Genomic DNA, 13,408 nt, shown 5'->3' on the forward strand with positions numbered 1-13,408 from the left:
GAATTTCAACTGCATATTCATTTGTTTTGCTGTATTGTACATAGTAGCCTTTCTGTTTTGAAAAAGCAATCGTTTGCCTGTAGCTTAGAAGAAAAAACAAAATGAGAGGTCTTGCCACTGCTTCACTTCTATTTATTCTTCAGTTTTCAGCCACCGGCCAATCACCCGCTTCAAAAAATCGTTCAACAGAAAATAGTACCGTTCTGTTATCCGGTGATTATGCAGACCCCTCCATTTTAAAAGATGGAAAGGATTACTATATGACCAATACCAGCATTAATTATTTTCCGGGGCTTCGGGTTTGGCATAGTACAGATTTGAAAACCTGGAAACCAATTGGATATGCACTTAACAGGTTTGTGGGAGAAGTATGGGCACCTGATTTTATAAAATATGGCGACACGTATTATATCTACTTCCCTGCTTACCCGGGCACTAACTGGGTAGTCACTGCCAAGAGCCCCTATGGCCCCTGGAGTGAACCCATAGATTTAAAAGTTAAGGGCATTGATCCGGGTCATATTGTTGGGAAAGATGGTAAACGATACCTGTATTTTAATGATGGCAAAGTAGCCGAATTGAATGACGATGGTTTGTCCTTAAAAGAAGAACCCAAAAAAGTGTATAACGGCTGGAAATACCCTGAAAACTGGACAGTTGAATGTATGTGTGCTGAAAGTCCTAAACTTCACTATTACAAGGGGTGGTTTTATTTAACTTCTGCGCAAGGTGGCACAGCAGGCCCTTCTACAAGTCATATGGTTGTTCAGGCTCGTAGCAAATCGCCCACAGGTCCATGGGAAAATTCACCTTATAATCCGATTGTGCATACCTATTCTTCTGCCGAAAAATGGTGGAGTAAAGGGCATGGGACGATTGTTCAAAAACCCGACAATGGCTGGTCTGTTATTTATCATGCTTATGAAAAAAATAATTTGCCGCATGGAAGACAGGTACTGATGGAAGATCTGGAATACAGCAAAGACGGATGGTATAAATTGAAAAGGAACCCGAAAGCAGAAAGTAAAACAGTTGTAGTAAAAAATTTGAAAACTAAATCTGACGATTTCAATCAAATCAAACTGCATGAACAATGGCAGTTTAGCGAAATGTATGATTTGAAGAATGTACAATTGCAAAATGGAAAATTAATCTTGCTTTCAGATAACGACAGCATAAAAGCGATGCACACAACAGCAGCAACATCAAATTATGAAATACAAATAGAACTTACGGCAGATTCTACAGTTGAAGCAGGCTTAGTGGCCTACTACCGTGACAATGGATACGCAGGTATTAATATTAAGGGTAATAGAGTTAGCCGTGTGGGTACCAGTTTAAAGTATGGAAGCCCGGCCTTTACTGTCAAAAGCATTCGTTTCTTGAAACTAAAACTGCAAGACTATGACCTTACGATGAGTTATAGTTCCGATGGAGTCAAATGGATAACTTTTCCAAACTCAATGAACCTTCAAACCTATCAGCACAATAATTTGGGTAGATTCAGTTCATTAAAACCAGGAATTTATTGGAAAGGAAAAGGGAAACTCATAATTGATAATTTTAAGTTTACACCTTTTTAAAAAATCATCTTTTGTCTTTTAATGAAATTACAACCTCAAAGTTTTTATTTGCAGCAGGCAAATACAGCTTCCATAAACCGTTACCCATGTTTTCGATTTTTTTGGCTGAGGAGCATCTTATGGGCAATGCGTTGTAAACAATCAGTTCGCCCGATTCAACCATCACAATCCTCAATTCATTTTCAACGTACTCAATTGACTTGACAGCATTTGCCGATAAATATTTATTAGGGTTTCCAATAACAGACCAACCATTTTTAATAGGTGACAACTGAACGAGTTTATCTGCAAAGCCGATTAAGTTAAACTTGTATGTATTTTTCAGCTTTCCTCCTTTTTGCTCGTACCAATCGTAGTATACTAATCCCTCTTTGGGTGCTTTCCACGATTCAGCTTTGGGCTGAATAAATTCACCAGCTGCCTCGTAATCTTTCACTGTAAAAGCAGTTGTTATATTTTCTGCTGGCGATGGATGCATTAGGTTGTAGGCCACGAATGCTGCTGTACCATGTTGTAAAGGTGCTACTACACGGTAAGCCTGTGGAGTTGTTAAAGCCGACAACATAACTGATTCTGGCAAAGGTACGGCAGGAGCCAAGGGGCGTAACAATTCTCCGTCGGAATATGATAATGGCAAAACTAAATTGTCTTGAAAATCATCGGGTGCATCGGATAAATAAATTGGTGCGCCAGACATAGCTTTGCTAACTGCCATCATACGTCCACAAAATTTATCGCTTGAATGAAACATATCGTGGTCGGGCCAAACGGCTTGTCCCATCCATAGTGTATTTTGGTATGACTGAAAAAGGTGTGATTTCGCTTTTGCTTCGTTGTTCAATAGGTAGTCTACACTTACCCGTGAGGAAGCACTGTATTTGGTATTCATCAAACTCAATAAATCAAGACAAAAGCAATTCATTAAACCGTTTGAAAATTCCAATGCAGCACATTCAAGTGATTGCGCATGTTGCGATACGATTTCTACTGGATTCGACATGCCTTCGTAAAATGCCAATTGCCGATTCTGATTATCAATTTTTACAAAATCAAAACCATGATTTTTAGCTGAACTAAGCAATGCACTATAAAACTTGTGGGAAGAAACCGAATCGCCTTTTGGCATCATTACCTCAAAAGGATTACCCTCATTTTTCTTAGTGATTTTTACAAGGTACGAGTCCAACTCACGGATTTCATGTTCGGGATGTATGCCTTGCCAAAGAGCATTCATCGTATGCCAAATTCCTGTCCATTTTATCTTCTCCGATTTTGCGTTCATCATAGGTGAAAACCCATTGGGAAAAGTTTTGGAGTTTGTTTTAAATGAAACCATTTGACTACTATTCATACCCTCTTGTGTTTTATAACTGTCTTGGTGTCCGTGGTCTAATAACACCCATCGTATGGGTATTGGGCTCTTTTCAATTTTCTGCATGGCATCTACCATCAGGTCGCTTGTAACTTTGGTTCGGTATTGTTCCCAACTACACCAACCAAGGTATTTAAATATTTCGGGGTATTCTTTTTCATGACGCATAGCTGTGCGGCCTTTCAGTGCCGGAGTATTTATTGCGTTTTTCCAGGCCTGTTGAAAGACATCGTATACATTGGTGCCCCGTGCATATGTTATCAGTGGGATATCTCCTGAAACTGCATCTACGCCAAACGTTGCCAATTTGATATGCAATTTTCCATCGTCAGCAATGACTAAATACGACATAGCTTTTGGACTTGCAATACCCTGTAGCAACAGGTATTCTTTGTTTTTGAGTTTAAACAGTGCAAGTAAACCATTACGGGAAGGCACTCCTGCTTTTGAATCCGGGTTATAATCTTTACTCACAATAGTTTTTAAATCGTTGGCAGCCCATGAAAAAACCCGGTTCATGCCATCTAATATTTTTTCACGCCCTATGGTACTGATAAATACAACAGATTCATATTCAGGAAGTGTAACACCAAATGTATCAAGCACTCCTTTTTTTGGTGTAGATGAATAACCAGTTAAAATTTCAACACCACTTTTTTGAATGGAACTTGCATCAAAAATATTTTTTTGAAGCTTGGTATTATTAGTTTGGCTGCTGCACTCAATGCTTAAAGCGATAAAAAGAAAACCTATAATCAGTTTCATCAGTTAATATTTATTTTTCGGCGATACCCTCAACAATATGGCCGTTAGAATCGCACCTTATTTTTCGGCTGCGGACTTCTTTTCCCAAGGCATCAGCTTCATTCCATTGGGCCTTAATTCGTCAATTAACTGATTGGCTTCCTTTGCCAGTTTCTTTTTCTTATTAAAATCTTCAACGGTTTCACCTGGATTCCAATACCATGGATGCGGTGTATGTGAAGTGTTCAATATGTTTTCCAAATCTTTCACTACATCGGGATAATATTGGGCTACATTTCTTTCACATGCCTGATCTTCATCAAGTAAAAAAAGACGTAATGGCTTGGCTGGATGTTCCCTTATACCAAACCAACTTCCTTTGCGTACTGCTTGTTCATTTTGTTTAAAGAAATAGAAAGCACGGTTATAAGGAATAGATACTGTTTTATTCTGAAGCACCGGCAATAAACTATAGCCATCAATATTTTTTGGTTTTGGTTGTTTTGCAATATCACAAAAGGTTGGAAAAATATCTACCATCCATACGGGTTGATTAAACAGCTTCACGCTTTTTTGTCCGGGATAATGAATAAAGAAAGGCACACGCATTCCCCCTTCCCGTACAGAAAATTTCCCACCATCAAACGGCCCCTTATTGTAGAGTCCTTCATCATCGGGCCAGGTTACATTACCTGCCGCATCTTTTTTTGTATTGTGCATGGAATATCCATTGTCTGACGAAAAAACGATTATTGTATTTTCGTAAACACCTTCCTCTTTTAATTTTTGAATGATTTTGCCAACAGAAATATCAAGTCGCTCCACCATGGCGCCCCACTCTCTCGATAATATCGGCATGTCTTTTCTGTCTTTCAACTGTCTTAAATTATCTACTATTGCAGGGCCATGTGGCAAGTTAGTAGTAAAGTAAAGCATGAAAGGTTTTGCTTTATTTTTAGCAATAAAATTCATAGCTTTTTCATCAAAAACATCAGAAGAATATACCCTCGATGCAGCATCTGGTTTTATTAATTTTCCGTTTGCATCATACATGCTTTCATAATCATGTGCTTTGGGATTATCTTCTTTGGCGTACAGAAATTCCATATCGAAATGCTGGTTGCCAGGATAATCAATTGTTTTTCCATTTTCATATAACTGCCACGGGAAGTAAGAGTGAGCTTCAAAATGCGACTGGTATCCAAAATGATAACTGAATCCTTGCTTGAGGGGATTACCTGTGTTATTGTAACTTCCAATTCCCCATTTACCAATAACTCCGGTAACATACCCTGCTTTTTGTAACATCTCTGCCCATGTATAAGATTCTGAAGGCAAGAATTCGAACCCCCTTGCACTGGAGTTATTACGAATAGGCGAACGCCCAACTTGCAAACCCGTCATTAAACAACCACGACTGGGCGCACATTCAGGAGCTGCAGTGTAAGCTTGTGTAAACCTTGTAGAAACAACGGCGAGTGCATCAAGATTAGGTGTTTTGTAATTGGTTTGACCATAGCAACTCAAATCACGAAAACTTAAATCATCTGAAAATATAAAGACGATGTTTGGGAGTTTAGATTTTTGCTGGGCTGATGATTGCACAATCAAGCACATCAAACAAATTCCCAATAAACTATTTTTTATTTTCATTACAGTATGATTTATTGTTTAAAAACAAACTCAACGGAAGCAATCCTGCATCTTCGTATTGACAATACTTTCAGTGCTGCTTCAACTAAATAAAATTATTGTGCCTGTTAGTGCAACACATTTCATCGTTTACTTTATCCTGTTTTTCATTTCCTGGATTACCGCTGCAAGTTCCTTCGCCTTTTCCGGATATTGCAGAATGACGTTTTTTGATTCGGTCTTATCCTTTATTAAATTATACAACTCAGGTTTTGTATCCGCTGCTGCATTTCTTTCACCACTTCTTACTAAATATTTCCATTCACCGTCACGAACACCAGTAATTTCTTTATTTGTGCTATAAAAAATATACTTCCTTTTTGAAACCTCTTTTGCTTGTAAGAATGCTGTAATATCAAAACCATCTGTTTCAGTTGAAGGCAGCGATACATTTGCATATCTGGCAATTGTTGGGAAGAAATCAACAGACGATACAAGTTGGCTACTCACTTTACCCGCAGGAATTACACCAGGCCACTGCGCAATACAAGGCACTCTCAATCCTCCTTCATAGGTTGTAAACTTGCCACCACGGAATGGAAATGCAGAACCTGCATCATCTTTTTTCTCCTGCCATGGTCCGTTGTCTGATGTAAAAATCACAAGCGTATTTTTATCCAGTTTATTTTTTTTAAGGTAATCAAGAAGCTTGCCCACATTAAAATCAATTTCTTCTACAGCATCTCCATATAAGCCACCTTTACTTTTGTTTTTAAATTTTTCTGAAGCAAATAAAGGGACATGCGGCATGGCGGGAGTGATAAAAAGGAAAAAAGGCTTCTTATTTGCTTTTTTGATAAAATGAATTGCTTTATCAAAATAACGTTGAGTAAGTGTAGCCTGATCAGCAGGATATTCTATTATAGAATCATTAAAAAACAATGGCACGTTATCTTTCAAATCAGATTTAGTTATGACGGCCCTGTTTTTTAAATTCTGCTGTACAAATTCCTGTTCTGCTTTTGCTTTTTCAATTGTGTAATTATTTTTAAACTGAATAGCGGCAGAAAATGGCTGGCCGCTATTGATGTACATATCATTACTATAAGGAATCCCAAAATATTCATCAAAGCCCTGCTTAGTTGGAAGATATTCTGTGTTATCCCCCAAATGCCATTTTCCATAACATGCAGTTTTGTATCCTTTTTCTTTAAGCATTTCTGCTATGGTTATTTCAGATTGAGCTAAACCCGTTTGCCCGGGTACCAACACGCCCCCAACGCCATTTCTTGCAGGTAATCTTCCTGTTAACAGCGAAGCCCTTGACGGACTGCATACAGAAGAAGTTACATAAAAGTCAGTGAAGCGGATACCGTTGGCAGCCATCCGATCCAAATTAGGAGTTTTTATATTGCTTGAACCGTAGCAGCCTATATCATTAAAACCCTGGTCGTCAGTAAAGATGATAATGATATTAGGCGCTGCTGTTTTACTTTGGCTAAATGCAAAATCAACTATAAAAAGCAATAAGATGCCAATCAGTTTTTTCATTACACTTTTTTATTTGGAAGGTGACCCTGCAAAAAAACAAGCCGATTTTAAAGTTGCTGCTTCTGTATTTCCAACCGGGCTGATAAGAATATCCTGTAACCCTTTTGCATAGTTTAAGCCCACTTCAACAATGCCGTTTTGTTTTACAGGCAATGTTGCCAGCAATATTCCCTGTTTTGTTTTAACCTGTAACAAAAAAGCAGTTGTTACATTTTTTACTTCAACAGAAAAATAATAGTAACCAGTTCCCAATTGAATGTTTGGAAAACTAAGGGCTTTGCTTTCATTTACGTTAACAGTATTTTTCAACAATTCAATTTTATAGGGTTGTCTGACCGTTATTTTTTCAACTCCCTCAATTGTCTGCTGTACAGGTATAATACTGCCATCTGCATTGTAGTTTAATTTGTCAATGCAAACAGAACGTTGCGTCCATGTACCCATGTTTTTAAACTCGTCCTGCCGCCAGGATGATAGTGCAGACGTGTGATAAAACAAATAATCCTGCCCATGAAACTCAGCAATGCCCACGTGATTGCTTTGTGTTAACCTCCACGGTACATAATTTTTTCCCGGTAGTTTCGGTCCGTTATTTACGTTAACTCCTAACTCATAATTTACAATGCCTCCATACTTATAAGGCCCGTTAATATTATCGGCGTATGAATATGCAATTTCAGATTTATCACGACTTGGGTCATCAGGAGTTTCTTTATCAATTTTGTTTCCATACTTTGTATGATAGGATATATAATACTTCCCATTTCTTTTGTGCATCCAAATGGCTTCCATAAACCGTTCTGTACCTAAGTCCAAATCAACCGGCTTTGTCTCCAGTTCCATCATATTATCTTTAAGCTTTGCCATTTTTTTATGACCCCACAACAAATACACACTACCATCATTATCGGCAAACACAGCAGGATCAATTCCTGCAGTTCCTTCAATTTTCGATTTCAACACTTTAAAATGTTTATCCGGTGCATCACTAACAGCAACACCAATGTAGGAAGTAACGACTCTTCCTTCTTTACCATTTGGCCGTATTGAATCGGCATGATGAATCCAGATTGGATAATACAAATAATACTTGCCATTTCTGTAAATCATATCGGGTGCCCATAGAGCCCAGTCCTGCTTCTTCACATCTTTCGGCATTACATCATCAATATTAAATACTTCGCCATGGTCTTTCCAGGTCACCATATCTGCTGAAGAAAAAGTATGATACTTGTGCATGGTTGGATAACCGCCACCATCCTCGCTATCCACAGATGTCACCATCCACATTCTTCCATCAGGCATCACATGCGGTGAAGCATCGGCTGTGTACCTATGCTTGATTATAGGATTACCAAAAGGATATGTTTTCGTATTACTGTTTTTCTTTTGACCAAAGACTGTTAATTGCAATACACAAGCTATTACTGTAATTGCTGAATAGCGGTCAAATTTTAAAATCTTATTTCTTGTGCGTTTCATAATTCTAATTTTATTTAGTTGGTTGATATTCAAACCAATCAAAGAAAGCTTTATTTGTTGACGGCTGACCGTTACTGCTTGCATACATACCTATATAAGGACCAATAAAACCACCGGCATTGTTTTGGCTGATGATCGCTGCATTTTGTTTTGCACCAAATGGTTTCATAGCATTTTCCTTATCACCAGCATAGAACTGAAAATACAATCCTTTCGCTTCTACTTTCAATAGCACATCATTTTTTATCCAAGGCATAGTGGCAGCAATTACCTCACCTTCTTTTTTTGTAACATAGTACAGCGTAAGTTTATCTACGGTCTTTTCAATCCGAAACTGACTGCTGTCGTTTTGCATTAACACAAGCCCCGCTACTTCATTTTCTTTAGTAGTCGAAAAATTGAATTTAACTGTTGCATTGAAATTAAAATGCTGAATACGTCTTGCTATAAAAGTTGGGTTGACCCATTGCTTTACAGTTTCAGGTCTTAACTGCAATGATAGCCATCCTTTCTTTTCCGTTAGTGAATACCATTTTGTCAGCGGTGTACGCAAAAAATTCCATTGATAACCTAATGTATCGGCAACAAATTCATCTTTAGCTGGAATTGAGGCAACAGGCGTCCATGGGAGATTTGGGCGTTTATCTTTCATCAACACTCTTCCAACATTCGGATTAAAAACGGGCACATTACCTTCCCATATCATTTTGGTTAAAAATGTTTCCCTCCCTAATTGATTATATCCAGCACTATCTCTGATGCCGAGTGCTACAGCCCACCATTCACCATTTTGCGTTTGCACAATATCGGCATGACCGATGGTGGTAATATCTGCCTTATTACCTAAATGACGATGCGACAAAACAGGATTGGATTGAAAAGGAATATATGGTCCTGTAATGCTATCACTTATAAACCCCGTTACTGCATGAAGATGCCATGTACCGCCTTCAGCTACTAATAAAATGTACTTTCCATTTCGCTTATAAATATGAGGCCCTTCTGCATATTTTGCATCATAAGCATGGCCTGTTGTCAGTTTATATGGTTTAGTAAGTGCCTTACCTGTTTTCACATCTATCTGCATTGTATAAACAGTATTCTGATTTGGATACATTCGTTTTCCAAATAAACTATCGTTGACTGCACCGCCACCGGAATACCATACTTTGCCATCATCATCAAAAAACAGATCAGGATCGATGCCCCAGGTCTTATCTATCCATATCGGGTCGCTCCATGGGCCATAAGGTGAGGTTGAAGTAACCATCATATTATCTCCGCAATTACAATCGTTCTTGCATTGCCTGCAAGTAACCATTACATAAAACGTTCCGTTATGGTATCGAATGGAAGGAGCCCAAATGCCGGCACTCCATTTCATGTTATCTTTAAACGTTAACTGAGAAGGTCGATTGAGCACATATCCAATCTGTTTCCAGTTTACCAGATCTTTACTGTGGTGAATGGGTACTCCCGGCCACCATTCAAAAGATGAGTTCACCATATAATAATCATCACCTACTCTGCAAATAGAGGGATCCGGATAAAACCCGGGCAGGATTGGATTATTAAAACTATCCTGTGCATTCTTTTGCTGAGCAAACGTAAACTGGTTAGTAATTAATAGAATTATTAAAAGTTTTGTTTTCATTCGATTGTTCCCATTGTTTTCTTTTGATTACTATTTTGTGGCACGTTTACATTTGGTATAAACACTTTCAACTTCTTTTTTATTTTCCGGTATGATTTATTATCGGCTTCGTTGTTATGCTCAAGATTATCTTTAAGATGATCATAAAGTTCTTCTGCACCATTTTTGTAACGGATATAATTGTATTGCTTCCATACAATAGAATTGTTGCCTTCTTCATGTGTGATGACAGCCGGAAGCCTGCGTTCTGTTGTCGGATTTTTTATTTGAGGAAGAAGCGATACACAATCGAGATTTTCAGCAAGATTAATTCCTGTTGCTTCCAGAACAGTGGCATGTATATCCATTAACGAAACAGCTTCACTGCATACAGCTCCCTTTGACTGATTATTGGGCAGATAAACTATAAGAGGTGAATTGGTTCCTAATTTCCATAGCGAATATTTCTCCCAGCGGTTTTTAGTTCCCAATTGAAACCCGTGATCGGTAAAAAAGATGACTATGGTATTATTGGCATATTTACTATTCTTCAATGCATCCAGTACATTACCAATGCAAGCATCGGTAAAGCTCATACAGGCGAGGTACGCCTGGTAAGCCAACTTAAGCTGTTGATGCTTCCGTATTTTATCTACAAAAGGTGAACTGAAATTTTGTTTATTGATTTCAGGAATATCAAACATATCTGCAGGATGATAGTCCGGCATTCCAATCTTATCTAACGGATATAAATCAAAAAACTCTTTGGGCGCAATCAATGGTTGATGTGGCTTGGAAAATCCTAATGCAAAAAAGAATGGCTTATCATGTTGTTGATTTAAAAACTCAACACAGGCTTCACTCATTTTCCAATCGCCTGTTTGTTCTTTCTTTTGAGTATTAGGCCCCCAAATGCTTGCGCCTGCCAGGTAATCAACTCTTTCTCCATTTGCATACTTCAGCGTATCATCAGCAAGCCATATAGCGGCGCCTGCTTTTGTTTTAAAACCTGTCGGCACTGCAGTTCCTGTTTGTCCAGCCACTTGCCTGGTCCAGGAAACAGGGTCGCTCAATGGATTTGGTTTTTCTGTATTGCCATGTGGATGATGAAATATTTTTCCAGCTTCAATAGTCTGATAACCGGATGCCATTAATTTTTGAGGTAGTGTCAGCAATGCTTTGTTATTACCTATTTCCCTGAAATTTCCCTGATTGGTATATTGTCCTGTTCTTTCAGGACGCAGCCCGGTCATAATTGCTGCTCTCGAAGGATTACAGGCTGGTGCTGCACAATAAGCATTATTAAACAACACACCTCTTTTTGCCAACGCATCAATATTGGGTGTAATGGCAGGTCCACCCATGCAGCCAACATAATTATTCATATCATCAACCGCAATCAGTAAAATATTGGGCTTTTGCTGTGCGTTTGAATGAACCAAAAAACAAATACAAATAAGAAGCAGTATCACTCTCATATCATCTATTTATTGTTTCAGAATTTTAAAAACACTTTTTCCTTTTTGCGATAGTATTTCAAGAATGTAATAGCCAGTCTTTAGATCTCTTGTAAGAATACCTGAGCCCGCATTTAGTTTACCCTGACTAATAATAATGCCATGCGTATTTAATAAACGGTAATCGCCAAAAAGAAAAAATCCGCTTGAAGTTTTAATGTATATGTTATCACTGAATGGATTTGGAAAAACGACTGGTGGATCTGACAACTGAGTTGCAGGTCTTACTGAATTCACCAAACAACCGGAGTATAAAATATTTTGTACTGTACTTGTACTTACTGTTAAGTAATCGTTGAAATTACCTGTGGTTATACAGTTGCTATTTACTTTTACATTTTTGAACTCAACGTTTTTAACAAGCCAGGTTGCAGTCCCGTTATTAGCAGCATTTGTTTCTCCACGGATTAATCCTTTTGAAAACTGATGATCTACTTCGAAATTTTCAATAAGTAAATCGCCTAAATAACCAACATTTGCTGCGGGAACCTGTACCGCTATATTACCGGATGCATCGGAACGGGGCTTTAAATTCACGATACCCGGTATAGAACCTTCAATCCTGAAATTACGTAATACGGTTTGTGTACTGCCACCATATCCAAAGGGTTTATAATCATAACCAACCTGTGATGCTACAATGCCATTATTATTTCCCAGCCCAATCCATTCCGGGTTAATTATATCAATATTCTCCATCAAGGAGCTACCTGAATTATAAGTATTGTCGCCGGCATTTCCTCCCCAACCATAGGTTATTATAGCGCCATTATGCCCTGCCCAAAAAACACAATCATGTACCCAATTATCAAAGTTGTAAAAAAAGTCATCCACTGCACGTATAAATGAAAAACTGATTTCAGAACCTGTGCCTGTTCTTACAGCATCATTATTTGAATGCCAACCATAAAATTTAATATTCTTAATTTTAGATTGGTTGCCTGAAACAATACCATGGTTTGGAGAATCCATAAATGTCAGACCTTCTATTCTTGCTCTTCCAATATTTATCAGCTGCCTGAAATCAATTCCTGTATAACCGGGAGTACGGGCCCAGGTATATTGTCTTCCAGTCCAAATTCCCCGGCCAAATAACTTTTGATTTAAATGACTGTTACTGGTCCTTTCAATGAGCCCTTCTACAAAAGCACCACCGGCTAAATAAATTGATTGGTTGTCAATGATCGTTATTTGACCATTAACAGAAATGTTTCCACCAGTTGCGCCCGCCTCAGCAAAATTTTTAAGATTATGGTAACCTGGTGGAAAATAAAGTAAGGATGCATTTTTTACAACAGCAGCAGGTAAACTATTGTCGTATACTACAACCCCGGCACCCGTTGTTGATGGAATATCGGTTTCTGTAGTATCAACATTGATACAAAGCATATGTTTAATCCAACCTCTGTTTGATGTTTTGTTATCCGCTGCTACAAAATTTACAGATATGTAGCGGCTTACTTCATCCATTGTAAACGAGGCTGTTTTATTGCTGTTAGACAGTGCAGCAATATACCCGTAACTACGTGGCGATATTTTAACTTCTGTTGCGCCTGTTCCAAATAATTTTTCTATTCTAAATGTAATGCCCGAACAGGATGCTGAATTGTATGCAATATTTACGAATGACAATGTCCTCCCTGTTAATTCAGTTTGCATCCAATCACCTTCCGCTATTGCATTTGACATTAAAACCTGCAACTCTTTTTCATTACCGGAATCATCTTTTACCCAAACTTTGTACTTATCAGACAGCAATGCCTGTCCAGTTGAGGTTGGCCAGGTATAATCCGTTACACCACATACGGCTTGTGCTTTCACAACTGTATGATTTGTGACAATGATAAAACAAATACCATAAATCAAACGAGAAATAAATCCTCCCATATAAAAC

At 38.2% G+C, this 13,408-nt stretch carries 8 protein-coding genes; 1 reads left to right on the forward strand and 7 read right to left on the reverse strand.

Annotated elements, in window-relative coordinates; genetic code table 11:
* Window positions 1–101: 101 nt before the first annotated feature.
* Complete coding sequence (locus VK159_RS12510; protein WP_324230480.1) at window positions 102–1,583, forward strand: family 43 glycosylhydrolase; 1,482 nt, start codon at window positions 102–104, stop codon at window positions 1,581–1,583.
* 4 nt (window positions 1,584–1,587) lie between these two features.
* Here VK159_RS12510 and VK159_RS12515 read toward each other — a convergent pair whose 3' ends face one another.
* The 7 genes from VK159_RS12515 to VK159_RS12545 form a co-directional block, all read right to left on the reverse strand.
* A complete protein-coding gene (locus VK159_RS12515) occupies window positions 1,588–3,720 on the reverse strand; it encodes a Sip1-related alpha-galactosidase (protein WP_324230481.1) in 2,133 nt (710 codons plus the stop codon).
* 57 nt (window positions 3,721–3,777) lie between these two features.
* Entirely contained in the window at window positions 3,778–5,352 is a 1,575-nt protein-coding gene (locus VK159_RS12520; protein WP_324230482.1) for a sulfatase-like hydrolase/transferase, read from the reverse strand.
* A 129-nt stretch (window positions 5,353–5,481) separates the two neighbouring features.
* Window positions 5,482–6,882 carry a sulfatase gene (locus VK159_RS12525; RefSeq protein WP_324230483.1) on the reverse strand — a complete coding sequence of 467 codons (1,401 nt, stop codon included), beginning with the start codon at window positions 6,880–6,882 and terminating at the stop codon, window positions 5,482–5,484.
* Window positions 6,883–6,891: 9 nt separating this feature from the next.
* Window positions 6,892–8,364, reverse strand: a complete 1,473-nt coding sequence (locus VK159_RS12530) for a family 43 glycosylhydrolase (RefSeq protein ID WP_324230484.1) — start codon at window positions 8,362–8,364, stop codon at window positions 6,892–6,894.
* 10 nt (window positions 8,365–8,374) lie between these two features.
* Window positions 8,375–10,018, reverse strand: coding sequence for a glycoside hydrolase family 43 protein (locus tag VK159_RS12535; RefSeq protein ID WP_324230485.1), 1,644 nt, complete (start codon window positions 10,016–10,018; stop codon window positions 8,375–8,377).
* On the reverse strand, window positions 10,015–11,475 hold the full coding sequence (locus VK159_RS12540; RefSeq protein ID WP_324230486.1) for a sulfatase: 1,461 nt from the start codon (window positions 11,473–11,475) through the stop codon (window positions 10,015–10,017). Before VK159_RS12540 ends, VK159_RS12535 begins: the two co-directional genes overlap by 4 nt.
* A gap of 9 nt (window positions 11,476–11,484) precedes the next feature.
* Window positions 11,485–13,401 (reverse strand): T9SS type A sorting domain-containing protein, encoded by a 1,917-nt coding sequence (locus VK159_RS12545; RefSeq protein ID WP_324230487.1) that lies wholly within the window; start codon window positions 13,399–13,401, stop codon window positions 11,485–11,487.
* Window positions 13,402–13,408: the final 7 nt, after the last annotated feature.

Origin of the sequence: Lacibacter sp. (genome assembly GCF_035299325.1) — a bacterium.
Classification (GTDB): Bacteria; Bacteroidota; Bacteroidia; order Chitinophagales; family Chitinophagaceae; genus Lacibacter.